This window comes from uncultured Hyphomicrobium sp., from assembly GCF_902826555.1.
Classification (GTDB): Bacteria; Pseudomonadota; Alphaproteobacteria; order Rhizobiales; family Hyphomicrobiaceae; genus Hyphomicrobium_C.
Genome location: NZ_CADEFI010000018.1, coordinates 32,532 through 56,635, shown reverse-complemented (window position 1 = coordinate 56,635; position 24,104 = coordinate 32,532). Strand labels below are relative to the sequence as shown.

23 protein-coding genes and 1 pseudogene are annotated in these 24,104 nt (G+C 64.8%); 9 read left to right on the top strand and 15 right to left on the bottom strand.

Annotated elements, in window-relative coordinates; all coding sequences use genetic code 11:
- Window positions 1–138 precede the first annotated feature (138 nt).
- The 4 genes from QZV93_RS09805 to ispG all read left to right on the top strand — a co-directional run bounded on the left by QZV93_RS09805 (window position 139) and on the right by ispG (window position 3,697).
- The gene (locus QZV93_RS09805; RefSeq protein ID WP_295557982.1) at window positions 139–648 is read left to right on the top strand and encodes a transcriptional repressor; all 510 of its coding nucleotides are present in this window, start codon (window positions 139–141) and stop codon (window positions 646–648) included.
- 190 nt (window positions 649–838) lie between these two features.
- Entirely contained in the window at window positions 839–1,564 is a 726-nt protein-coding gene (locus QZV93_RS09800) for an ATP-binding cassette domain-containing protein (RefSeq protein WP_295557981.1), read from the top strand.
- Window positions 1,557–2,360, top strand: a complete 804-nt coding sequence (locus tag QZV93_RS09795; RefSeq protein WP_295557979.1) for a metal ABC transporter permease — start codon at window positions 1,557–1,559, stop codon at window positions 2,358–2,360. The genes QZV93_RS09800 and QZV93_RS09795 overlap by 8 nt, the downstream gene beginning before the upstream one ends.
- A gap of 65 nt (window positions 2,361–2,425) precedes the next feature.
- Complete coding sequence (ispG, locus tag QZV93_RS09790; protein ID WP_295557978.1) at window positions 2,426–3,697, top strand: flavodoxin-dependent (E)-4-hydroxy-3-methylbut-2-enyl-diphosphate synthase; 1,272 nt, start codon at window positions 2,426–2,428, stop codon at window positions 3,695–3,697.
- A gap of 12 nt (window positions 3,698–3,709) precedes the next feature.
- On the opposite strand, the gene QZV93_RS09785 is transcribed toward ispG, so the two are convergent.
- The 5 genes from QZV93_RS09785 to panB form a co-directional block, all read right to left on the bottom strand.
- A complete protein-coding gene (locus tag QZV93_RS09785; protein ID WP_295557976.1) occupies window positions 3,710–5,878 on the bottom strand; it encodes a DUF4189 domain-containing protein in 2,169 nt (722 codons plus the stop codon).
- A 66-nt stretch (window positions 5,879–5,944) separates the two neighbouring features.
- Window positions 5,945–7,279, bottom strand: a complete 1,335-nt coding sequence (locus QZV93_RS09780) for a trypsin-like peptidase domain-containing protein (protein ID WP_295557975.1) — start codon at window positions 7,277–7,279, stop codon at window positions 5,945–5,947.
- A 148-nt stretch (window positions 7,280–7,427) separates the two neighbouring features.
- Window positions 7,428–8,771, bottom strand: coding sequence for a PQQ-binding-like beta-propeller repeat protein (locus QZV93_RS09775; protein ID WP_295557996.1), 1,344 nt, complete (start codon window positions 8,769–8,771; stop codon window positions 7,428–7,430).
- A 79-nt stretch (window positions 8,772–8,850) separates the two neighbouring features.
- Window positions 8,851–9,591, bottom strand: a complete 741-nt coding sequence (locus QZV93_RS09770) for a tetratricopeptide repeat protein (RefSeq protein ID WP_295557973.1) — start codon at window positions 9,589–9,591, stop codon at window positions 8,851–8,853.
- Window positions 9,592–9,749: 158 nt separating this feature from the next.
- On the bottom strand, window positions 9,750–10,631 hold the full coding sequence (gene panB / locus QZV93_RS09765; RefSeq protein WP_295557972.1) for a 3-methyl-2-oxobutanoate hydroxymethyltransferase: 882 nt from the start codon (window positions 10,629–10,631) through the stop codon (window positions 9,750–9,752).
- 313 nt (window positions 10,632–10,944) lie between these two features.
- On the opposite strand from panB, the gene QZV93_RS09760 reads away from it, so the two are divergent.
- Window positions 10,945–12,714 carry a L,D-transpeptidase family protein gene (locus QZV93_RS09760; protein ID WP_295557969.1) on the top strand — a complete coding sequence of 590 codons (1,770 nt, stop codon included), beginning with the start codon at window positions 10,945–10,947 and terminating at the stop codon, window positions 12,712–12,714.
- A gap of 13 nt (window positions 12,715–12,727) precedes the next feature.
- Here the strand turns inward: QZV93_RS09760 and QZV93_RS09755 are convergent, their stop codons facing one another.
- Together QZV93_RS09755 and QZV93_RS09750 are read right to left on the bottom strand one after the other, a co-directional pair.
- Window positions 12,728–13,168 (bottom strand): MOSC domain-containing protein, encoded by a 441-nt coding sequence (locus QZV93_RS09755; RefSeq protein ID WP_295557968.1) that lies wholly within the window; start codon window positions 13,166–13,168, stop codon window positions 12,728–12,730.
- A gap of 65 nt (window positions 13,169–13,233) precedes the next feature.
- Window positions 13,234–13,830, bottom strand: coding sequence for an NnrU family protein (locus tag QZV93_RS09750; protein WP_295557967.1), 597 nt, complete (start codon window positions 13,828–13,830; stop codon window positions 13,234–13,236).
- 206 nt (window positions 13,831–14,036) lie between these two features.
- Between QZV93_RS09750 and QZV93_RS09745 the strand changes: the two genes are divergently transcribed.
- Together QZV93_RS09745 and QZV93_RS09740 are read left to right on the top strand one after the other, a co-directional pair.
- Complete coding sequence (locus tag QZV93_RS09745) at window positions 14,037–14,525, top strand: hypothetical protein (RefSeq protein WP_295557965.1); 489 nt, start codon at window positions 14,037–14,039, stop codon at window positions 14,523–14,525.
- A 123-nt stretch (window positions 14,526–14,648) separates the two neighbouring features.
- The gene (locus QZV93_RS09740) at window positions 14,649–15,326 is read left to right on the top strand and encodes an SLATT domain-containing protein (protein ID WP_295557963.1); all 678 of its coding nucleotides are present in this window, start codon (window positions 14,649–14,651) and stop codon (window positions 15,324–15,326) included.
- Window positions 15,327–15,336: 10 nt separating this feature from the next.
- Here QZV93_RS09740 and QZV93_RS09735 read toward each other — a convergent pair whose 3' ends face one another.
- Together QZV93_RS09735 and moaA are read right to left on the bottom strand one after the other, a co-directional pair.
- Complete coding sequence (locus tag QZV93_RS09735) at window positions 15,337–16,107, bottom strand: hypothetical protein (RefSeq protein ID WP_295557961.1); 771 nt, start codon at window positions 16,105–16,107, stop codon at window positions 15,337–15,339.
- Window positions 16,108–16,174: 67 nt separating this feature from the next.
- A complete protein-coding gene (gene moaA / locus QZV93_RS09730; protein ID WP_295557959.1) occupies window positions 16,175–17,206 on the bottom strand; it encodes a GTP 3',8-cyclase MoaA in 1,032 nt (343 codons plus the stop codon).
- A 214-nt stretch (window positions 17,207–17,420) separates the two neighbouring features.
- On the opposite strand from moaA, the gene QZV93_RS09725 reads away from it, so the two are divergent.
- On the top strand, window positions 17,421–19,124 hold the full coding sequence (locus QZV93_RS09725) for an OFA family MFS transporter (RefSeq protein ID WP_295557957.1): 1,704 nt from the start codon (window positions 17,421–17,423) through the stop codon (window positions 19,122–19,124).
- Between the two features lie 309 nt (window positions 19,125–19,433).
- On the opposite strand, the gene QZV93_RS09720 is transcribed toward QZV93_RS09725, so the two are convergent.
- From QZV93_RS09720 to QZV93_RS09705, 4 genes and pseudogenes are all read right to left on the bottom strand, one after another.
- Complete coding sequence (locus QZV93_RS09720; protein ID WP_295557956.1) at window positions 19,434–20,138, bottom strand: hypothetical protein; 705 nt, start codon at window positions 20,136–20,138, stop codon at window positions 19,434–19,436.
- Complete coding sequence (gene mobB, locus QZV93_RS09715) at window positions 20,138–20,695, bottom strand: molybdopterin-guanine dinucleotide biosynthesis protein B (RefSeq protein WP_295557994.1); 558 nt, start codon at window positions 20,693–20,695, stop codon at window positions 20,138–20,140. Before mobB ends, QZV93_RS09720 begins: the two co-directional genes overlap by 1 nt.
- Window positions 20,696–20,722: 27 nt before the next feature.
- Window positions 20,723–21,310: pseudogene (mobA, locus tag QZV93_RS09710) on the bottom strand (molybdenum cofactor guanylyltransferase MobA); the annotation flags it as partial.
- 24 nt (window positions 21,311–21,334) lie between these two features.
- Entirely contained in the window at window positions 21,335–21,652 is a 318-nt protein-coding gene (locus tag QZV93_RS09705; RefSeq protein WP_295557954.1) for a hypothetical protein, read from the bottom strand.
- 138 nt (window positions 21,653–21,790) lie between these two features.
- On the opposite strand from QZV93_RS09705, the gene QZV93_RS09700 reads away from it, so the two are divergent.
- Window positions 21,791–22,915, top strand: a complete 1,125-nt coding sequence (locus QZV93_RS09700; protein WP_363156880.1) for a TRAP transporter substrate-binding protein — start codon at window positions 21,791–21,793, stop codon at window positions 22,913–22,915.
- 55 nt (window positions 22,916–22,970) lie between these two features.
- On the opposite strand, the gene QZV93_RS09695 is transcribed toward QZV93_RS09700, so the two are convergent.
- Both QZV93_RS09695 and hpt read right to left on the bottom strand, forming a co-directional pair.
- A complete protein-coding gene (locus QZV93_RS09695) occupies window positions 22,971–23,330 on the bottom strand; it encodes a response regulator (RefSeq protein WP_295557953.1) in 360 nt (119 codons plus the stop codon).
- A 73-nt stretch (window positions 23,331–23,403) separates the two neighbouring features.
- Window positions 23,404–23,955 (bottom strand): hypoxanthine phosphoribosyltransferase, encoded by a 552-nt coding sequence (gene hpt / locus QZV93_RS09690; RefSeq protein WP_295557952.1) that lies wholly within the window; start codon window positions 23,953–23,955, stop codon window positions 23,404–23,406.
- Window positions 23,956–24,104: the final 149 nt, after the last annotated feature.

Here is a 24,104-nt window from a genome sequence, read left to right as displayed (position 1 = left end):
CGAGGCCTGGCAGGCCTATGATTTACACTTCTGATCACAAGCAATTCAACGGACGGGAAAGCCTCCCATGCGATTCCTCTAGGCAGCGGGAAACGCCATGATATTCTGTTGCGAAACGCAGCAACGCGAAGGCTCCCGATGTCGGACGTCGCCACCCGATCCGCTTTCCCGCCCCCGGACAAAAAGAACGACGGCAAGCGCCTTGCGAAAGCGGTCGAGCGCGCGAGCGAGGAGTTCGCGGCCAAGAACCTGCGCTTCACCAAGCTGCGCCAGATGGTCTACGAGGAGATTGCGGCAACCTATGCATCCATCGGCGCCTATGAGATCCTGGCCCGCCTCGCCGATAAAGGCACCCGCGTAGCCCCTATCTCGATCTATCGCGCCATCGATGCCTTGCTTGAAGCGGGCGTTATCCATCGCCTCGAAAGCAAGAACGCCTTCTTCGCCTGCCGCCGCATGGATCATCGCACCGGGCGCCGTCCGCTGTTCCTCTCCTGCGAGAAATGCGGCGCCGTGGGCGAGGTGGACGGCCAGCACATCTTCGACCTGATCGGCGAAGCAGCCAATGGCGCCAGCTTCACGCCCCGTGTTAAATTCGTCGAGGTTCAAGGCATCTGCCCGCGCTGCAAAGCGGAAGGCAAAGGATAAGGCTGCTCCTCGCATGACTGAGCGTCCTGGAGAGAGCGCGGGGCCTGTTGGCGCGTCCCCGCCACGGACGCACACCCACGCGCACGCGCACGATCATAGCCACGAGCACGGGTGCGCGTGCGGCCATGATCACGCAACGGCGCGTCCATTCGATGCCAAGGCGCTGCTCTCTGCGCGGGGATTGCGGGTCGTGCGCGCGGGACGTGTCATCCTCTCCGACATCGACATCGACATTCACGCCGGCGAGATCCTCACGCTCATCGGCCCCAACGGCGCCGGCAAGACCACGCTCGTCCGCACGCTGCTCGGCCTCGAACGTCCGGACGGCGGTTCCGTGCGCCGGCGGCCCGGTCTCAGGATCGGCTACGTACCGCAACGTTTCGACATCGACCGCGCACTGCCCATGACTGTCGAGCGCTTTCTCGCCCTCGGCGAGGGCGCGCGCAGCGACCGCGTCGCGAATGTATTGCTGGAGGTCGGCGCCTCCCGCGTGGTCACCCAGCAGCTGAGCGAGCTGTCCGGCGGCGAGCTGCAGCGCGTGGTGCTCGCGCGCGCGCTCCTGAACGATCCCGAGCTGCTGGTCCTGGACGAGCCGGTGCGCGGCGTCGACTACGTAGGCGAAGCCGAGCTCTACGCCCTGATCGGCCGCCTGCGCGACACCCGCGGCCTCGGCGTTCTTCTGATCTCGCACGATCTTCACGTCGTCATGGCCCAGAGCGACCGCGTGATCTGCCTCAACCGCCACGTCTGCTGCTCAGGCGTGCCGGAGACGGTTGCCCAGCATCCCGAATACACGCGCCTCTTCGGCCCCGAGCAGGCGCGCAACTTCGCTGTCTACCAGCATCACCACGATCATCGACACGATCTCGCGGGCGACACGGCACCCGCTCCGCTTGGGGACAAAGCACGTGATTGACCTCGAGCCGTTTCTCCTGCGCGCGCTCGCAGCCTCGCTGGCGCTCGCCGTCGTCGCTGCGCCGTTGGGCTCGCTCGTCATCTGGAATCGCATGTCCTATTTCGGCGAGACCGTCTCGCAAGCGAGCCTCATCGGCATCGCACTCGGTCTCTTTCTCGGCATCGACATCACCGCACCCGTGATCCTCGTGACACTCGCCGTTGCCGCGCTTCTGATCCTGCTCTCGCGTCAGAAGATCGTGCCGCTCGACGCCATTCTGGGCCTCATGCACCACGGTGCCCTCGCGCTCGGCGTCATTGCCACGCTGAGCCTCAAGGGCCCCGCCGTCGACCTCATGAGCTACCTCTTCGGCGACATCTTCGCTGTCACGGCGACCGACCTGCTGTGGGTCTACGGCGGCGGCGCGCTGGTGCTCGCCGTGCTGACCAAGCTCTGGCAACCGATGCTGCGCCTCGCCGTGCACGAGGAACTCGCCTCCGCCGAAGGCGTGCCGCGCGACATCGTAAAGGGCGTTTTCATCGTCCTCCTGTCGCTCACCATCGCCATCGCCATCAAGATCGTGGGCGCGCTGCTGGTGATCGCTTTTCTGATCGTGCCGGCGGTCGCAGCCCGTCCGTTGTCCTCGACGCCGGAGCGCATGGCCGTCCTGGCCGCCGCCATCGCCGCCCTGAGCGTCGTCCTGGGCATCGCCCTCTCGCTCAACTTCGACGTGCCCGGCGGCCCATCCATCGTGCTCTTCATGGCCGTGATTGCCGGTATTTCGGTCGCTTCCGCAGCACTCGCCAAGAGTTCCTGACGCACCCCGCTGGCAGATGTCTCGAACCTCCGCTACATGAAGGCATGGCCCTGGACGATGACCCGATGACTGACGCCTCAGATGCCGCGATTGCCCCACGCCGCTGGTCGGTCCCGGTGGACGTGGCCGGCGTGATCGTCGGCGGCTCGGCCCCGGTTGTCGTCCAGTCGATGACCAACACCGATACCGCCGACATCGCCGCCACCGTAACCCAGGTCGCGGCGCTGGCCCGCACCGGCAGCGAACTCGTGCGCATTACCGTCGACCGCGACGAGGCCGCCAAGGCGGTCCCGCACATCCGCGATCAGCTTCTGAAGCGCGGCGTGCACGTCCCCCTCGTGGGCGATTTCCACTATATCGGCCACAAGCTCCTGGCCGAGAACCCCGCCTGCGCGGAAGCGCTCGACAAGTACCGCATCAACCCCGGCAACGTCGGCTTCAAAGACAAGAAGGACCGCCAGTTCGCCGACATCATCGACATCGCGCTCAAACATGCGAAGCCGGTTCGCATCGGCGTCAACTGGGGCTCCCTCGATCAGGACCTCTTGACGCGGCTGATGGACGAGAACGCGGCGTCCGCCGCCCCCAAGGACGCGCGTCAGGTCATGCACGAGGCCATCGTGCAATCCGCGCTCCTCTCGGCCGAGCTGGCGGAAAAGCTCGGCCTCGGCGCCGACAAGATCATTCTCTCGGCCAAGGTTTCCGCCGTGCAGGATCTCATTGCCGTCTACCGCATGCTCGCCGAGCGTTGCCGCTACGCGCTGCACTTGGGCCTGACGGAAGCCGGCATGGGCTCGAAGGGCATCGTCGCATCGACCGCCGCCTTGGGCGTCCTGCTGCAGGAGGGCATCGGCGATACCATTCGCATTTCCCTCACGCCGGAACCCGGCGGAGATCGCACGCTCGAGGTCAAGGTCGGCCAGGAAATCCTGCAAACCATGGGCTTCCGCTCCTTCGTCCCGGTGGTCGCCGCCTGCCCCGGCTGCGGCCGCACCACCTCGACCGTGTTCCAGGAGCTGGCCCGCGACGTCGAAACCATGATCCGCGAGCGCATGCCGGACTGGAAGACGCGCTACCCCGGCGTCGAGACGCTGAACTTCGCCGTCATGGGTTGCATCGTGAATGGACCTGGCGAGAGCAAGCACGCCGACATCGGCATCTCGTTGCCGGGAACCGGCGAGAGCCCGGCCGCACCGGTCTTCATCGACGGCAAGAAAGCCATGACCCTGCGCGGTCCCAACATCGCCGCCGAATTCAAGGTCATCGTCGAAGACTACATCGAGCGCCGCTTCGGCGTCGGCGCCAAGCGCGAGGCGACGCCACCCGCCGCCGAATAACCGGCGACAGCGCTATTGCTGCTCATCCGTCGAGTGCCACTCGTTGGATCCGTCCGAGCAGATGTGCATCACCATCTCGCAGTTGCGCCCGCCGTTTTTCGCGCAGTCGTCCAATGCCAGGCTCTTGGCAGTGTCGATGGAGGCATCCGTGCCGGTTCCTTCCGCCCAGTCGTCCTTGCGGATCTCGCCGGTCGTGATTGCCCAGCACTGCTCGCGGAAGCTGGTGTAGTCCTTGCAGTCGCCGGATTCCGTCTTCGACTTGCAGCGCTCGAGCGCCGCCGCCTTGGCGTCATCCTCGGTGCCGTAGCCCACGGCATGCCACACGGTCGCGCCGGAATCCTTCGCCACCGCGCCCCAGTTGTCGATCCAGTACAGGAAACGGTCGCCACACTCCGCGCCAAGTGCACGGAATGCTTCCTCGAACCCATCTGAGGAGAAGCTGATCCTGAGCGTCCCCCCGAGCGCCGAGGTGCCGTAGACCGACACCTCCCCCTTGTGCGCCCGCATCATCCGCAAGGGATCGCGCGCGTCGTTGTCCATGAAGACATCTTTGCCGTCAGTCTTCAGCATGTAGTGCGGGCCGTCGCCGCTGAGGCTCATGGGCTTGCCGGTATCGAACAGTTCCGGCCTCGTGAACGCCACGTCGATGGACGCATCCGTCGTTGACCGATCGGCCCTGATCCTCAGGGTCGGGCGTTCGGTGGCGAGCGACCGCCCCTCGATACGTGTCGCACCCGATGTCACGCGGCAGAACTCGTCGGTGCGCTCGAGAAACCATCGCCCGTAGACGGTGGAGCCCGGAACGGAATAGGGATCGAGCTCGACGCTCTCGTCCAGAACGCGATTGAGGAGCTCCTGATTGAGCACACCCGTCTCCGGCCAGCCGATCGCATGTTGATAGCTCTTGAGGCCGGTCCGGATCTCGGACAGCGTCGCACTCCCCCCGCCACGCACATGCCCGAGCCGGCGCAGCACGAGCTCCACCTTCGACCACACCTTCTCGCCGTCGCTCGCCAGGATCGGCAGATTGCGCTCGGCGGAATCGTTGATGGCAACCGGAAGCGGCGACGTCAGGTTCTTCACCGGATCGTCATCCTTGGAGGAAAAGCTGCGGACAAGAAAAACGCCGAGCATCACCAGCGCCGCGCCGCGCAGAACATAGTCCGGCCAACGCAGACCGCCCCCGTCCGGGGACTTGCCCCCCTGGCCCTTCGACCCTTTTCCCTTGCCGAGCAGGTTGGTCGCGAAAGCCTTCGCGTTCCCCACCGCCGGCTCGAACTTCGTCATGGCTGTGACGCCGCGCGCACCGCTGGTGTTCGGCAGGAGTTTGCGGCGCCACTCGCGGATCGTCACCGGACGATCGTCCGGATCCGGCTGCAACGCCCAATCGATGGCGTCGAGAAAATCGCTGCGATAAGCGCCCCGTGCGGCCTCGCGCGCCGGCACATACGAATCGTTTCTGACCCGCGACAGCGCATCCGGCGGCGGCCCACCCGCGATCACGCTGTAGATCGTCGCGCCGAGCGCGTAGATGTCCGACCATGCGCCCTGCTGGCCCGTCTCGCGGTCATACTGCTCGATAGGCGAGAAGCCCGGCTTGACGATCGCCGCCACCGTCTGCGTGCGCCGCGCCATGGCTTGCCGGCTCGCACCGAAATCGATGAGCACCGGACTGTCGTCATCGCGCACCAGGATATTGTCCGGCGAGATGTCGCGATGATAGATGCCGGCCGCATGCAGCGCCTCGAGGGCGTTGAGCAGCGGATTGAGCAAGACATCGAGCTCGCTCTGCTGCGGTGGCCGCGCGAAGTACTTCTCGAGCGTGCGCCCTTCCTCGAAGGTCATCACGAAGTAACCGGTGTCGTTGGCCTCGAAATAGCGCATGCAGCGCACGATGTTGGGATGCTGCAGGCGCGCGAGCCGCCGGGCCTCCTCGATGAATTGCGAGAGTCCCCAGTTGAAGGGATCGACGTCTGTTTTCGAGCGCGGCCCCACCGTAACGGTCCGGGACCGGCTCGCGAAATCGCGTGGAAAGTACTCCTTGATGGCCACATCCACGTCGAGCTTTACATCGCGCGCTCGATACGTGATGCCGAAACCGCCGGCGCCAAGAATGCCGTCGATGCGATACTCGTCGACGAGGACGGTGCCGATAGGAAGAGCCTGTTCGTCGTGATCCATGCGAGTTTCCGGAGTGGGTATCGAGGAAGAGCGGCTGGGCGTCCTTGGCGACCTATGGACTTCGCATCATGAGCTCCGCCCCAGATCGAACGTGTATCCCACCGAGCCGAGGCGGACGTGCGATCCGGGAGGAACCGGCGTGGCCTTGCTGATGCGTTGCGACTCGACGTACGTGCCCGCGCTCGAGCCGAGATCGTCGATCCACAGCACGCCCGCCCGATCGAGCCAGATCCGCGCATGACGACGGCTGACGCTCTCGTGCGAGAGCACCACGTCGCTGCTCCGCGAGCGGCCGATGACCAGGGTCTGCCCCCTATCGAGCTTGTCGCGATCGATGACGAACTCCGGCCCGGCCGCCTTCGCCATGAAAGTGACGACCTTGGGGCGCGGCTCCGGCGCGGGCTTGGCCATCGCCCGCTTCACATCCTTGCGAAGCGCGCGGCCGGCCTGCGCAAAAGCAGCACCGTCGACAACGCGGCTCACGCGGTTCGCCACCGCCGAGAGCGGCTTCACGACGGCAGGAATCTGCCGGCGATACGCGATCCAAAGCGAGAAGGCGGCCAGTCCCAAGCTGGCGAAGAACATCGGATAGACAAGCGCGTTCGAGCTCCCGGTGATCGAACAAGGGCTCGAGATGGTGGTCGGCGTGAAGCTCGCCACCTCGAGAAAGCGTGTGATCTCCTTGGGATGGATGGCATAGAACACACCCTGCGGATCGTTCTCGATTGCCCGAATGGTGTTGACGCCGAGCACACGCCCGCAACTGTCAATCAAGGGACCGCCGCTGTTGCCCTGATTGATGGCGGCAGAGTGCTGCAGCGCCGGCCCGTCGATGCTGCGGAAATAGGTCAAGTTGCGCGAGGCGACGCCTTCCGTCCATGTCGGGCGGTAGAAGTCCTCGTCCTGTGGGCCGAACCGGACAGCCTTCGTCTCGCCCGTATCCCGGTCCGAGAACACCGCGAGATCGGCCGTGCCGGGAAAGCCAATCGCAATCACGCGCGTCGTCGCTTTGGTCTCGTATCCGGCAAGCGGCAGGGCTTTGCCGGGCAGATCCGCAACCGCCTCCAGCACGGCGAGATCCTTTTCCGGCGAGCGGCGCAGAAGCTTGGCCTCCACCACCTTGGGCTTGCCATCCTCCATCATGGCGAGGTGGAAGCTCACGCCGCCCTCCACCACGTGATTGTTGGTGACGACGATGCGCCGACCGGAGACGATCCACCCCGTTCCCATGCTGAACATGTCGGGATTGCTCTGCGGAGCGACGACGCGCACCACGCTCGCCTCGATGGCGGCGGTATCGAACGCCTCGCTTGCACCAACCCGATCGGTCACGGCAACGAGAGCGAGCGAGAGCGCCGCAATAGGCAAACCCAAGCGCTTGGTTGCAACTGCCGCGTTCATTCCGTGCCCCCGACAGAGGATGAGCTGCAATGAGTATAAGTGGAATTTTGCCAGCCGTGCTAGCAGCATGGCGGCATGGTTCACGGAGAAAACCGGGGTTAACGGAAGATGGGGAGCGCCGGAGCCGTGAGAGGGTCCGGAAAGGCCGTCAGTTGAAGGCGACCAGCTTCGCCTCGTCCGTCAGGACGAACATCTTGCCCTGCGCAACCACAGGCGAAATGAAGACCGGGCCCCCGATTTCCATCTGGCCCGTCACCCGGCCGGTCGCTGCGTCGACACCTGTCAGCTGACCCTCCTTGGAGGCAAGCCACAGGATACCGTTGGCCAGCACAGGCCCCGCCCAGGTGTTCGAGCCCGGAAGCTTCGTCGTCCACTGTGTGCGGCCGTCACGACGGTTGACGGCCATCAACTGGCCCGAGGTATCGACGACGAACACGCTGTCGCCCGCCACGTAGGGCGGCTGCGTTCCGGGCACGGTCAGCGACCACAGGCGCTCGCCGGTCTTGGCAACCGTCGCCACCATGCGCCCGCCGTGACCGACGGCGAACACCGTGCCGTTGTCGAGCACGGGACGCGCAGCGTCGCTCATCGAAGCGAGCTGAGATGTGGTGCGTTGGCGGGAAAGGCTTTCCGACCACAGGCCGCTGCCGTCGGCAACGCGCAGGGCTACGAGATCCCCGGTCGAATAGGGAATCACCACCACGTCACCCTCGACCGCCGGGCTCGCATTGAGGCCGAGGCTCGCCTGCTGCGGCAGCCCGCGCACCACCCAGAGCTCGGCGCCATCGATTGTCGAAAGACAATAGAGCTTGCCCTCCACGGTCAGCACGAACAGGCGATCCATGGCTGCAGTCGGCGCAACGCGGATCGGAACCGCGAGATTCTTTTCCCAGACCCGGTTTCCGGTCGAAGGGTCAAGCGCGATCACGGCACCGAATCCACTGGCGGCAAAGATGCGCCCACCCTCCGCGGCGATGCCGCCGCCGTAACCGCCGCCGTCGTCAGCGGTGAGGTTCATGATGTTTTCGGTGATGGCCGCGAAACCCGGACCCGTCTTTTCGGTGGTCGGCGCCAGGCCGACCTTCCAGAGCGACCCGCCCGCCATCGAGAAGGCGCTGACGGAACCGTCCGAATCGAGAGCGAACACGCGACCGTCGTAGACGATCGGCGGAGCGGTCACACGGCCGACCTTGGACTTGCCCTTGCCGGCGCTGGCGCTCCAGGCTTGATGCAGATTGTTGCCAGAAAGAGCCAGATGTCCGGGCGAATTGTTGGACTCGCCGCCTGGCTGCGCCCACGCCTCGTTAAGTCGCGGCGGCGGCAGCGTGATGGGTCCGCTGGCTTCCGCCAGCTCGCCGACATTCTTCTCCTGCGTCGGCAACACCGGAATGCGCTTGCCGGGAAGAGGCGGGACCGTCTCCTTGAACGGATTGAGCTCGCTCATCTTCGGCAAGCTGGGCAGGCTGTCCGAGCACCCGCCGAGCAACGACATCGCCACGAGGAGCACTCCCCCCAGAGCTGTCGTCCGGCTTAAGCGATCGCGCACCATCTTCGAGCCTCCGAAGCAGGCCTCAGGGAGCAGACGCCGGTTTCTTCTCTTCGCTGGGAGCTGCGGCCGGCGCCGGTGTTCCGGCAGCAGGCGCCGCAGAAAGCTCGTCCGCCGCGATCTGCGCCATCAGTCGATGCAATCTCACGGCTGCACCCTCCGCCAAGCCGGATCCCTGAAGCAGGGGCTTCAGAATCTCCCGTGCCTCGTCGAGCTTGCCGGCCTTCACTGCCGCTGTCGCGAGCAGCTCGCCCGCCGTGAAGCGCCACGGGCTTGTATCACCTGTGAGAGGCTTGAGCCGATTCTGCATCTCGGTAAAGTCCGCCTCCCCCAACCGAAGCGACGCAGCCTGCAGGCGCGCGAAATTGGCAATCGACGGGTCGGCCGACGAATCTCCAGCCAACTTGTCGAAAACAGCGAGCGCCTCCTGGCGCTTCTCCAGTTTGAGCAAAGCTCCGGCTTGAGACAGGCTCGCGAGCTCCGCGTAGCCTTTCGGCCCGCCGGTGGAAATGGCTTCGAACGCCTTGAGCGCATCCTCGGTTTTGGCGGAAGACAGCAACGCCGCGGCGGCCTCGTACTCGGCGCCGGCTGCGTTGGCGGCCGCCACGCGCCGCGATTCCCACAACTTCGCACCGGCGACCGCAACCACAATGGCTACGGCGAGCGCGATGAAATAGCTGCCGTAACGCTCCCAGAGCTTTTGGAATTGTTCGCGCCGCAGTTCCTCTTCCACTTCCCGGAACAGCGCGTCGTTCTTGTCGACCATAAAGCTCAGTACCTCGATCACAGTGCTACGGGCTGACCTGTCGCCGTCCCGAATCCGGCGCTACGGCTTGCGGCCGCACAGGCACGCTAGATAGCGCGCCGGGGCGGGCCAGGGCAAATGGTGAGAGGAAGGTTCCCGACCTTTCTCGGCAGAGCACGCTAAGTGCTCAGCTTTTTCGGCTTTTTCGTGACCTGGGCGGGCGGGCCACCGGCCGGCTCCGGCCCCTCTTTCATGGCGTAGGTGTGCTCCTCGGCCGGAAAGCGGCGCTCGCGCACATCGTCCGCATAGTCCTTGATCGCATCCTCGATCGCCGTGGCTACAGCCCCGAACTTCTTCACGAATTTCGGAACCCGTGGCGAAAGTCCGAGCATGTCCTCCATGACCAGGATCTGCCCGTCGCAATGCGAGGAGGCGCCGATGCCGATCGTGGGGATGGGAACTGCCTCGGTGATCCGCGCCGCAAGCGGCCCCGACATGGCCTCGAGCACGATCGCAAACGCGCCCGCTTCCGCCAGCGCCCGCGCATCCTCCTCGATGGCCGCCCACTCGTCACGCGTCCGGCCCCGGGTCTTGAAGCCGCCGATCACGTTGATGGACTGCGGCGTAAGTCCAATATGGCCCATCACCGGAATGCCGCGATCGACCAGATAGCGCGTGGTTTCCGCCATGCGCAGCCCGCCTTCGAGTTTCACGGCGCCGCAGTCGGTCTCTTTCATGACGCGCGAGGCATTCCGGAAGGCAACCGAGGGGCTTTCCTCGTAGGAGCCGAACGGCATGTCGACCACAACCAGCGCGCGCTTGGCGCCTCGCACCACCGCGCGCCCGTGCACGATCATCATGTCGAGCGTCACCGGCACCGTGGTCTCGAAGCCGTGCATCACCATGCCGAGACTGTCGCCTACCAGCAGGAAGTCGCAATATTTGTCGGCAATTGCCGCCGTATGCGCGTGGTAGGACGTGAGCGCAATGACAGGCCGCACGTGCTTCATGGCGGTGATGTCGGGCGCCATCAGGCGGCGGGTCATCGGTTGGAGCGACATGGACTTCAGGACTTCTCCTTGGGGCGTAGGGAGGGAGTCTAAACCCCACGGCCGAGCGGCGCCACATGGCCCTTGGTGGATCGTCAACGCGCGCCGTGCCCCCTCGGCGTTGAGATTGGGCCACACCACGCAAACGATCGACACGCCGGTCCGCCGCCAATTGCCTCGCACAAATAATGTCTGATAACCTTGAGGTACTGCTAACGGCTCGTTAGGCGAACACCTTTAGTCCTTGTCGCAACTCACTTTTCTATGAAATCAGCTTGCAGGGGATGGTTGTATCGTGCCGCAATTTTCCACAAGGCCGCATTGCTTGTCCGTACTCCCCATGATGGTACGGGCGACCGGGCTCGCGGCCCTGAGCTCCATCCTGCTCGCCGCAGGCTCAGGCCTCCCCATCCCGCAAGCCAATGCGCAAGGATATTACTACGGCGGTGGCGGCTGGAGCGACCCGTACTACAAGCCGCGTAAGGTAAAGAAGGCCAAACGCCCGCCCGCCGAAATCTCGGAAGAGGACACCTCGAAGGCCTCCGGCAAGAAAGGCAAGGACGAGGAGATCGCCGAGCGGCCCGCCAAAGGCCCCCTCGTCATCAACGTCTCCATCAACCGCCAGCGCCTGACCGTCTACGATCAGACCGGCCCCATCGCCTCGTCTCCCGTATCCACGGGTCGGGTCGGCTACGCGACGCCAACCGGCGTTTTCTCGGTCGTGCAGAAGAAGCGCATGCACTACTCCAATCTCTACGAGAGCGCGCCCATGCCCAACATGCAGCGCATCACCTGGTCCGGTGTTGCGCTCCACGCCGGCGCCCTCCCGGGCTATCCCGCCTCTCACGGTTGCATCCGCCTGCCGCACGGCTTTTCGAAGAAACTGTTCGGCATAACCTCGATGGGCACGCGCGTCATCGTCTCGCGTGATCCCGTAACCCCGGTGTCGATTACACACACCAACCTGTTTACGGCCTTCCCGCCCGACGGAGATCTTGCGACCGGCAGCACGACCGCTCAGGAAACACGGGTCGCCGACGCCTCGAGCGCCGCGGGCAACGCCGTCTCGGGTGTGATCGGCGTCACCATGGCGGCAGCAGCCGAAGGAGAGACCGGCTCGCCGGCCCGCCTCACATATCGCGAGCGCCGCCGCCTGGAGGCCGAGAAGCTCACCGCTGAGATCCGCACTGCCGGTTTCGCCAAGGCGGAGAAGCAGATCCAATTGACACAAGCTCACAAGGCCGCCGCAGCGACACGCGCTCCCCTCACGGCTGCGCGCGCCGAGGCAGAGCGCCTGGACAGCCAGTTGCACGAACTCGAAACCTCGCTTGCGAGCGCTCAACACGAGCTTGAAGAGCTCAAGGCACCGCCGCAGGAAAGCGGCAAGGGTAAGCGAAAAGCCAAAGCCATCGACGGATCGAAGCGCATCGCCAAGATCGCGGCGCTCGAGGAGAAGATCGCGCGTCTGCCCGGCGAGATCGAGGCCGTGCGCCCTGCGCTCGAGCACGCGAAGGACGCGCTCGCAACCGCCGAGACCGCCGCCAAGGAGGCCGAGGACCAGCGCCGCGCGGCCATGAACGAGCTGAGCGAGGCCAACGCGACCCTTGCCCGTGGCCTCTCCAAGGAGCAGGCCGCCAAGAAGCTCCAGGAGATGCGCGACCGCCCGGTTTCGGTCTTCATCAGCCGCGCCAAGCAGCGGCTTTACATCCGGCAGGGCTACGACGACGTGCTGGATGTCGCCGTAACGTTCGATCGTCCCGACGAGCCGATCGGCACCCACGTCTTCACGGCACTCGACTTCGCCGACAACAAGACGGACATGAAATGGAGCGTATCGTCGGTTCCCTACGATCCGTCCCGCGCGGCCAAAAAGAAAAAGGACAAGCAGGCCAAGTCCAAGGCGCCTGAGCCCACGCCGGCCGTCGATCTCTCGAGCCAGACCGCCGCCGCCGCGCTCGACCGCATCACCATACCCGAGGACGTCCGCGAGCAGATCGCCGATGTCATGAAGCCCTCGTCCTCGATCGTGATCTCGGATCTCGGCATCGGCAACGAGACTGGCGCATACACCGACTTCATTGTGCCTATCCGCTGAGAACCGAGCGGGCTCAGGGCAATTTCGGGACGTGCTCGGGCGGCGAGATCAGCACCTCGACCTCGTCGCCGATCTGCACCGTGCCGCCTTCGAGGACACGGCACGTCACGCCGCCGCGCCAATCGGGATGCAGCGCCTTGAGAAGGCCGGCATGGGCTTCCTCCATGCGACGGCACGGCTGCGTCGGATACGTCACCTCGAGCGTGACCGCACCGACGCGCAGGACGCCGCCGCGTGCGCGCGGCAAGCGCACGCCCTCGACCAAGAGATTGGCGCGCCGCACCGTCCACGGGAGCCGAACGGGCGCATCATTGGCGCCCCGAAGCTCGGCCAGCGCATCCTCCCAAGCCTCGCGGGTCAGCACGGTGATGCGCCGGTTCGGAAACTTCGGCCCCTTGTGATCACCCTCGAGACCGCCGTCGACGGTGATCGATCCCGACGCAATCTCTTCCATTGGCGCCCGCACCGCACTGCGGCGCGCAATGCCGATCAGTGTCCCGCAATGGGGCGGCGTAAGGCTCACGGAGCAAAGCTGAAGCTGACGATGGGCACGCCGATCAGCGCCCCATGCCCCCACACCAGCATCAAGGCGAACAGCGCCAACCCACCGATGACGACCAGCGCGTCGTTGAAAGGTCCCGGTGGAACGAGAGAGGGCGCCGGAGTTGCAGGCCGGCGCTTCACCGAGATCCGGTCGTACACCGCAAACGCCAGGAAGCTGCCGAACAGCACCAGCGCCCCGAGATCCCCGTTCACGAGCAGATGCGCGAGCGCCCAGGTCTTGATCGCTGCCAGCATGGGATGCTTCAGAGCCGTGCGGATTCGCGACGGCACGAACGCGGCCACCAGAAAGATCATGGCCGGCACCATGAGCAGAAACGCGATGTGCCGCGTCCAGCTCGGCGGATCCCACAGCACGGGGTTCTTGCCCGGCATGAGCTGAAGCTTGTGATAGCCGGCCACGATCAGCACGAACCCGATCAGGGAAAGCACCGAGAAACCGATCTTGTAGGCGCGGTCCCCGAAACGCTCGACCAACCCGTCGCGCAGGCTCGGCGACGTCGGCACGAGGTGGACGGCAAAGAAGAGAAACAGGCCGAGTACAAGCGGAAGCATGCGAAGATCCTCGTCGCGGTTGGACCAAGATCGCTTCGAACTATCTGTTCTAAGTGCGAATCGTTGGTCTCATTCAAAGACACCAAGCCGTGCGAGCAGGCTCGTCGCCTGCGGCTCGCAAATATTGCGATGCAGCAAGATTGACCCGGCATGCTGGTTCTTAGCATAATCGCCGCCGGGCGAAACGTGCATGAACGAGGCCCGCGGTGGCGGCGACTGGCAGCTGGACAGATGAGCCCATTGGCTCCGCACGATCGAAGACGCGCAAGGCGCCTCGGTCGCTGGGGGCTGCTCTTCGCGACGCTGGCCTCAGCGACGCCGCGCCCGAGCGCCGCGACGCGAACGAGGTGATCGGTCTTTTGGCGAACAGCGCCTCGGCTCTGAAGGCATCGTCCGCCATCGCCAGAGCGCGCTCTCCGCACCTTGCCGTATTCGATGGTGCCGCGTCCGAAGAGTCGCGAGCCGCCGCGGCAAAAGCGGCACGCCCGCACAGCGTCGCAACACCCACGCCTGGCGTGGTCTCGCCTCCGCCATGGCTGCGTGCCGCACGCCGTGGCCGTTGGCGCACCCGCATGCTCAACACCTTCGGGTGGGCGATGACCATCATCGTCGCGGGCTCGATTATCGGCCTGACGGGACGGTATCTGGCCGTGCCCCAATTCGCGCTTCACACCACGATGCAGGCACGCCAATAGCTGCCGCACCTGTGACCGCTACGCCGCGGCAGCATCGCGATGCGATGAAACCCGATCGCGCTCCAAGTGACGAATCAGGTAAGCGGGCTCAAGCAATCTGAATGCTTGAGAGAGCAACCATTTATGCTCCCAGCCGCCGATAGATCGAGAGCCCAGCGCGACAGCGGCGCCCTTGTCCAGGTCGCACGCGAAAGCGCACCCGTCGACCGGGCACGGCTCGCCGTCGTGCCGCCGGACACGCGCGCCGCCGATCAACTCGCCCACACCATGCGCCTCGTGAAGGCCGCGCGCTTCAACGCTGCGACCCGTCTTGAGCGCAAGGCCGCGGTCTCGCTGTTCACCCAGTCCATGGTAGCGCTCTACTTCGTCGGGCTGGCGGTCTGGCAAGCCGTCTACGTTGGACAGATCGACGATGCCACCAATCGCCTGATGACCTTCGTCCAGCTTGTGTCGTCCGTCTTCACGCTCATCCTCGGATTGCTCGAGGCCATGAACGACTACAAGATGAAGGCCCATCACCTGCAGAATTGTGCGCTGGCCGTCTCCGAGCTGGCGCAGGAGCTCAGGATCGCTCGCCCCTCCGATCCGCAGGACGTGCAAGCCTACCGGCGTCGCTATAACGAGGCGCTCCGTGCCTGTCCGGTCAACCACGCACGCATCGACTTTCTGTTTGCGAAGCTCGATGGTTCGAAGGACCGCGCTCAAAGCGTTGTGCTCTCGCTGCGTTACGCCCTCGACGTTTACGGCCTTTACGTACTCTTCCTCGCCGTTCCGCCGCTGATCTGGTGGGTGCACCAGTAGGGACGATCACTTAAGGGATAACTTTGGCCGCGGCGGCGGGCGGTGCTTGCGGGACCGCTTGCGGCGTCGAAGCGGTTGCGGGCGCGGCCGGCCCTTGCGACGCGGGCACGCTGGAAGGTGCCGCCGGAGCGACGGTCCGCACATCCTTGTCCACGCAATAGTCGCGAATGCGCTTTTCGGCCAGCATTCTGGTCTTGGCGAACTGCCCCGTGAATGGAACGAACGTCGGCTCTGTCAATTTGTAGAGCTCGTTGGTGAACGTCGCGCCGCAATCGAGCACATACTGGTGCAGCGCCGCCATCCGGCACTCTTCTAGAACGAGCTTCGCATCCTGATTGGCAATTCGCGCGTCGTAAGCCTTCGTCACGCAGCGATCCTGATCCGCCATCGCCGCGATCAGATGGTCCTCGAACACCGGCTCAAGCGACGAGATGTTGAAGTCGCCGGCCGCCTCGCGGATCGCGAACAGGTTGAGCATCACGTTTTTGTTCCAGTCGACGTAGGCTTCGTCGTACGCCTGCTTGCGCTGCCGCATCTCCTCGATCTCGGCGTTGCGGCGGATCGAGGACGCAACCATGCCGGCCCGCGTGCGCCGCTCGTAGACGAGATGCGCAATGGTCTCGATGGCGGCCCGTCGCGCCTGATACTTGGAATACGTTTGTGCCAGCCAGGCGCCGACGCTGGCCGTGATGATACCGTTGATCACCGCCGAAGCGATCGCGAAGATGATGAGCTGGCGCCGCGTGAGGCGCGCATAGCGCAGTAGTCCTCGTCCCGACATACGCCCCTCCCGAACCGGTTGCCTGACCATAGCATTTTTCAGGAAAGAGGAAGCGGACCCGAAGCGCTCAGCCGCCGGTGACGCTCATGTGGCGCGCCACCGCCGGCCGCTTCTGCCGCCGGTCGATGACGAAATCGTGGCCCTTGGGTTTGCGTGCAATGGCGGCATCGATGGCCTCGAACAGGAGCCCGTTGTCATCGCTCGCGCGCAGCGGCGCCCGGAGATCCGCGGCATCCTCCTGCCCGAGGCACATATAGAGCGTGCCCGTGCAGGTGACGCGTACCCGGTTGCAGCTCTCGCAGAAATTGTGGGTCATCGGCGTAATGAACCCGAGCCGCCCTCCCGTTTCCTTGATGCGCACATAGCGCGCTGGCCCGCCGGTACGGAACGGAATATCCTCGAGCGTCCACCGGTCGAGCAGCCGTGCGCGCACAATCGAGAGCGGCAGGTACTGGTCGGTCCGATCGCCCTCGATGTCGCCCAGCGGCATGGTCTCGATCAGGGTGAGGTCGTGGCCCTCGCCGTGAGAAAAGCGGATGAGGTCGTCGATCTCGTCCTCGTTCACCCCCTTGAGCGCCACGGCGTTGATCTTGATGCCGATGCCGGCGCGTTTGGCCGCCTCGACACCTTTGAGCACGGTCGCAAGCTCGCCCCAGCGCGTGATCGTCTTGAACTTCTGCGGATCGAGCGTGTCGATGGACACGTTGATGCGCCGCACGCCCGCCGCCTTGAGATCGCCCGCGTACTTTTCCAGCTGGCTGCCGTTGGTCGTCAGCGTCAGCTCCTCGAGCTGGCCGGTCTCGAGGTGGCGGGAGAGCGCCTTGAACAGCGCCATGATGTTCTTGCGCACAAGCGGTTCGCCACCGGTGATGCGCAGTTTTTTGACACCCTTGGCAACGAAAGCGGAACAGAGCCGGTCCAGCTCCTCGAGCGTCAGCAAGTCCTTCTTCGGCAGAAAGGACATATGTTCGCTCATGCAATAGACGCAGCGGAAATCGCAGCGGTCCGTCACTGAGACGCGCAGATAGGTCACATGCCGGCCGAAAGGATCAACGAGCGAGGAAGTATCAGAGTGTTCAACAGGTCCCTTGAATGTCATCGTCTCAGGCTCGCTCCGGCCGCAGCAGCTATCAGCCATCGGATAGTCCAAACAACCGCTGCACGTCCCCAGTCGGTCATCCGAGTTCGTAACGTAGCGAGGTTCCAGGTTGGATCAAGTACATGCCCTTGTCTCATAAGCTTGCGCAAGATAGTGCTAGAAGCAAATGCCCTGGGAATAAGGGGCGAAGTCAACGGCTTCGGGGGGAAGGACCATGGTTGGGAGCAGTAACGTAGGGGCCGGGGAAGCGTCTGGGCCCGGTTGGCTCGATCGCGAGGCGATCGTTGCAAAACCCGGCTTCAACCGGTGGCTGGTCCCGCCGGCGGCCCTCTGTATCCACCTCTGCATCGGCATGGCCTACGGCTTCTCGGTGTTCTGGAAGCCGCTGCAAGCGGCCCTGCTCGATCAAGATGGAAAACCCATCGCGGAATGCTCGGCCGGCGCCGTAACGTTCGCGGAGAAGGCCGCGGGTACGGCGCGCGCCTTGTTCGCCACCGACTGCAACTGGAGCCAGTTCGATCTCGGCTGGATGTACACGTTCTTCTTCGTGCTGCTCGGCGTATCCGCCGCCATCTGGGGCGGATGGCTCGAGCGCGCCGGTCCCCGCAAGGCCGGCCTCGTCTCGACGCTCTGCTGGTGCGGCGGCCTTCTGATCGCGGCCCTCGGCGTCTACACGCACCAGCTGTGGCTCATGTGGCTCGGCTCGGGCGTCATCGGCGGCATCGGCCTCGGCCTCGGCTACATCTCGCCCGTCTCGACGCTCATCAAGTGGTTCCCCGATCGGCGCGGCATGGCAACGGGCATGGCCATCATGGGCTTCGGCGGCGGCGCCATGATCGGCTCTCCGCTCGCGACCTTGCTGATGGACAAAGTCTTCAAGACCGCCACCGATCCCGGCGTTTGGCAGACCTTCGTCGCCATGGCCGCGATCTACACGGTCTTCATGATTATCGGCTCGTTCCGCTACAGGTTGCCTCCCACCGGCTGGAAGCCGGAAGGTTGGACGCCGCCGGTCAACGGCAAGGCGATGATCACCAACAATCACGTGCATCTCGACAACGCACACAAGACGCCGGCGTTCTGGCTGCTGTGGATCGTGCTCTGCATGAACGTCTCCGCCGGCATCGGCATCATCGGCGCCGCCTCGCCCATGCTGCAGGAAACCTTCGGCGGCGCGCTCGTCGGGCAGGATCAGCTCGGCTACCTGGACATGAAGAAGGACACGGCACTGGCCGCGACTGCGGCGGCGGTCGGAGCAGGCTTCGTCGGGCTCATCTCGCTCTTCAACATCTTTGGCCGCATCGCCTGGGCGTCGTCCTCGGACAAGCTCGGCCGCAAGCTGACCTACTTCATCTTCTTCACGCTCGGAGCCGCGCTCTACGTACTCGCAGCCCAGGCGGCAGACTGGAAGATCCTGGCGCTGTTCGTGGCCTGCTTCTGCGTCATCGCCTCCATGTACGGAGGCGGCTTCGCCACCATTCCGGCCTACCTCGCCGACATCTTCGGCACTCAGTTCGTGGGCGCCATCCACGGCCGTCTGCTGACGGCATGGTCCACCGCCGGCATCCTCGGCCCCGTGATCGTCAACTACCTTCACGATACGCGCTACGCCGAGGGCATCGCCCCCGACAAGCTCTACGGCCAAATCTTCTTCATTCTGGCCGGGTTGCTGATCATCGGTTTCATTGCGAACCTCCTCGTCCGCCCGGTCGACCCGAAATGGCACATGACCGAGGAGGAGGTCGCCGCCGAGCAGGCCAAGCTCAAGACGTCGGCCGGCGCCGTCACCACCGGATCCTTTGGAATCGGCAAAGGCGGTCTCGATCTTCCGGCGATCCTGTTCTGGTCTCTGGTTGGCGTGCCGCTTGCTTGGGGCGTCTGGCAGACAATCGAGAAGGCTCTTGTGTTCTTCCGCTAGACCTTAACGGTCGCGGGAGGACCAGCAGGACCATCCAGCCTTCTCTGCAAAGGCATCGCGGGCCGGATGACGCAAAGAGTTAGGGGAGAGGTGGCAGGGGGCGTGGCTGTATTTGCAGCCACGCTCTTTCTTGCGTTTGCCGCCTCCGCAGCCCCGGCGACGCGCGAACCCGGAATGATCGATGCCAGGAGCGCCGCCGCCGGGCCACTCGAGCGCGCACGCCTTGTCCGACTGTCCGACGATCGCATCGAGATGACGGCACAGGAAGCCGCGCGTCCCGCACCGCGCCCACTTGGCCTAATCCCCGCTCTAGTCGGCCTTTACGCCGCCCTCTGGCTCGCAGCCCGCGGAAGGCGCCTCTCCCACGCGCTCTAGAAACGCGGCTTTGAGCTCCGTCCCCGTGGCGCCGGTGAGCGCCCCGCGATTGCAACCGAACACATGCGCGACCGCCTTTGCGCCGAGAAGCGCATCGCCCGACGCGTCGATCAGAACAAGGTTCCCCGAGGTTTCGCTCCGCTTCTTTTCGTCCGCGGTCACCCCCGGGAGGCTCATGACGAAGAGCTGCGTCTTGAACCGCTCCGCGGCCAAGAGAACCACCTTGTGCGCATCGCGTGCGCTTGCGTCGAGGGCCACCAGAACAACGACGGCAGGTGTCCCGGCCGCAAACGCGATCCCCTTCGCCAGCGATGCAGGATCCTCGGTAGCAACACGTACGGCTACGATGCGCACGCCCCCTCGCGCCGCCGCCGCTTTGCCGATGTCGGTGCCTCTGCCATCGCCCTGAAACGGACGATGGTCCCCGTCCAGCGCGTCCCAGGCGATGGCCTCCCCCTCTCCATCGCGCGCCAGCACCTTTGCGAGATCGGGCTGTAAGTAGTCGAACCCGTCCGCGAGCACGGCAACCGCCATTCCCCCGGGATCGCGTCCTGGCGCGAGCTTCGGATCGTCGGCGTGCGCCGGAGAACCGAGCAGAAGCAAAAGCGCGAGCGACGCGCCCATCTCTCGCCAAGGCATCACGAGTTTCCCCTGCGTCCTGGCAACCCTGCCTTGGCGAGCAAGGCAGCCGCCAGCCCCGCCACGTCGTCGAGCGAAAAGGCCGGCACATTGCCGCCTGCGACGGCGCAATCGGCAGCCACGGCGAACACCTGAGGATCACCATCGGCCAGCGGCACACCGGGCCCTTGTCCGCTGCGGCGCACCTCGATCTTCGGGATCGGCGCACGCTTCATACCTTCGACGATGACGATGTCTGGAGGCTCCAGGCGCGCGACGATAGCCGCAAGCGGCGGCTCGGCTTCGTCCTGCCACGCAAGGTCGGATGCGCCTCGCAGCACCGCCCAACGGCGGGGTGACACCAAGGCCACCTCATGCGCACCGGCCCGCCGGTGGCGCGCGCTATCTGTGCCCTCCGCCTCACCCGAAATATCGTGATGACTGTGCTTGACGGTCGACACCCTGTAACCACGCCGTGCGAGCTCGGTGACCAGCCGCTCGACGAGAGTCGTTTTGCCCGAATTCTTCCACCCGGCAACCCCGACCACGAAAGGTGTCGTTGCCGAGGCCCCCGCCAGCACAGCCTCCGCGAACGCCAGATCCTCAGGCGTGTTGACGTTGAAGAACGGATCCACACTCTCACCGCCGAGATCGACATCGGCAAACGGCACCGTCACCGCCCCGAGCCGGTCCACTATGGCCTCCGCCCTGCGTTCGCCGCGGGCCAGCGCCGCTGCGATCTCGCCTGCCGCGTCCATGCGCCAAAGGCCGATTACATGATGACGCCGCCCGCGCGACTGCGCGACCGCCACGCGCGCGGCTCCATGCGTGCGCAACGCCTCCGCCAGCCGCGCCACGAGATCGACCGGCACGAACGGCACGTCGGCAGACACGCTCGCGACCGCCGAAAAGCCCTGCCGCTTCTGCGCAAACCAATGCAGCGCCGCCAGCACGCCAGCCAAGGGCCCCGCGAAATCGTCCGTCTCATCCGCGATCACCGGCAGCCCGAGAGCAGAGAAGCGCTGAGGGTCGCCATTCGCATTGAGGATGAGAGCGCCGACCTGCGGTGCAAGCCGCTCGCTGGCATGCCGAATGAGCATCCGCCCCGCGAGCGTCATCAGTGCCTTGTCGCCTCCCCCCATACGCCGGCTGCGCCCACCGGCGAGCAGCACCCCGGCAATGTCCTGGCCCATGCGCTGTCCGCCGCGGAATGAGGCTTAGTCTTTTGCCAGCCGCTCGCAGCCGGCTTTGCTCTTGGTGAAGACGAAGACGCGTCCGATGTCGCCTTCGCAATTGACCATGACGGCTTCGAGATCGAGCGACGGCGTCTCGGCCATGAGCTTGCACTCCGGATATTGCTTCATGAGCACATCCGGCGTCAGCGTCACGCCCTCGGCCTCGATTGGCGGCCCGCACTCCCGTCCCGCTTCGGTCTGCTGCAGCATCCACCATTCGGCAGCCCCCGCCTCGGAAGCCGCAAGGACAGTGAGCCCGCAAATAAGCCCCGAAAGGCACCAGATCGCTGCTTTTGTCATTCTGAGGTCCTTTTCGGAAGACGCATCGGCAGAGCCTAGCGCCCGCCGCGGCCACCGCAATAGGGTATCCCGCGAATGCTTTCCGGCGCTGCAGTTCTGCGTTTATAGTCCGCGCCAAAATGAGCCAAGGGGGGCATGATGACGAGGATCGACCGCCGAAAATTCATGACGGTGGCCGGCGCGGGAGGCGCGGCAGCAACGCTCACGGCGTGCGACCAGGAACCGTCGGCCCCCGCCATCGTCTCCAGCATGCCGACCCTGACCTGGCGGTTGACCTCGAGCTTCCCGAAATCCCTCGATACGATCTACGGCTCCGCCGAGACCTTCTCGCGCATCGTCCGGGAAATGACGGACGGCCGTTTCAACATCCAGGTCTTTGCCGCGGGCGAGATCGTCGGCCCACTGCAAGCCGCCGATGCCGTTACCGACGGAACCGTCGAAGCCGCCCACACCACGTCCTACTACTACTGGGGCAAGGACCCGACCTTCGCCCTGGGTACCTGCGTCCCCTTCGGTCTCAACAGCCGCATGCAGAACGCGTGGATGTACGACGGCGGCGGCATCGAGCTCATGAACGAGTTCTATGCGCATTATAACCTCATCGGCTTCCCCGGCGGCAACACCGGTGCGCAGATGGGTGGCTGGTACCGCAAGGAGATCAATACGCCCGAGGATCTGAGAGGACTGAAGATCCGCATCGCGGGATTCGGCGGCGCAATCTTTTCCCGGCTCGGCGCCGTGCCGCAACAGATCGCCGGCAGCGATGTCTATCCGGCACTCGAGAAGGGCACCATCGACGCGGCCGAATGGGTCGGACCTTACGACGACGAGAAGCTCGGCTTCTACCGGGTCGCCCGCTACTATTACTACCCGGGCTGGTGGGAGGGCCAGGCCATGCTGCACTTCTTCATCAACCTCGAGAAGTGGAACAGCTTGCCCAAAGCCTATCAATCCATCGTCTACGCCGCCGCGCAGGCGGCCAACACCATCACCCAGGCACGCTACGACATGCGTAACCCGGCAGCACTCCGTCGTCTTGTCAAGGCAGGCGCCATCCTGAGGCCGTTCTCCGAGACGGTGCTCGACGCGTGTTTCAAGGCCTCGACCGACGCCTACACGGAACTCTGCAACGCCAACCCGACGTTCAAGAAGGCGTTTGACGCCATGGCCGCCGTGCGGGCGGAAGGATATCTCTGGTTCCAGCTCGCCGAGCACACGAGCGACACCTACATGATGATCCAGCAGCGCAAGAACGCGCTTTAGGAAGCGCCGTCACCAGGCGCCGACGCGCCGGGCTCGTCTCGACACGGCGAGGAAATCACCCGAGGAGCGCCCGCACCGCGGACCGCATCTGCTCCAGCGTAAAGGGCTTCATGATGACGCTGAGGTTGGGCGAGTTCAGCGCCCGCGCCCGATCGAGTTCCTCAGCGAAACCGCTCATGAGCAGGAGCTTCAAACCGGGGCGATCCTCGATGGCCCGTCGCGCCAGCTCGATTCCGTCGAGGCCGGGCATGTGAACATCCGACACCAAAACGCCGAAGGCTGTGCCGCCCGACAGGATCTCGAGCGCCTCCGTTCCGTCCTGCGTGAGGTCGACCGTGTGCCCATCGGCCTCCAGCGCGCGTTTGACGAGATCTCGGGTCGCCTGATCGTCGTCAGCAAGCAGTATGTGAGCCATCCCGTCCTCCCCGCCAGCACCGCTCCCTGTGCCGCACGCATTCCGACGTCACGTCCCCACGCAAGCGATGTGGCTATTCCTTCGTCATCCGGCCGACGAACGGAAGCTCGCGATAGCGATGCGCGACGTCCATACCGTAGCCTACGACGAACTCGTCGTTGCCTTCGAAAGCACTGAAATCCGCCGCGACGTTCACGGCCCGCGGCACCTTCTTGTCGATCAGCACGCAGGTCAGAATACTGTCGGCCCCGCGCGCGGAAATGAGATCCTTGGCAAACACCAGGGTGCGGCCCGAATCGAGCACATCATCGACCAGCAGCACGTTGCGCCCTTCGACACCGAGATCGAGATCGCGCAGGATCTCGACCTTCCCGGACGATGTTCTGCTTTTGCGGTAGCTCGAGAGCGTCAGGAAATCGACCTCGGGCTCGAGCCCCGAGCGATAGAGCGCACGGATGAGATCGGCCGCAAACACGAAGCTGCCCTTGAGCACGGCCACCACCAGCAGACGCTCGAGCTTGCGGGCGGCGATTTCCGCGGCAAGCTCCTCGAGCCTCCGGGCAATGCTGTCCGCCGAGTAAATCACCTGCACCTCAGGGGCCGCGCCGGCTTGCTCTTGCGTCATCCTACCGTCCTTGTCTTGCACGATGCGTGCTTGCCATCCCACGCGTGGATTGAACGAGGATGGGACCGATTATGGCTCTGAATCATGTATTTAGCCCCCTATCCTTGCCCGAGACCGATCCCACGGCACCACGTAAGCCTCGTGTCGCA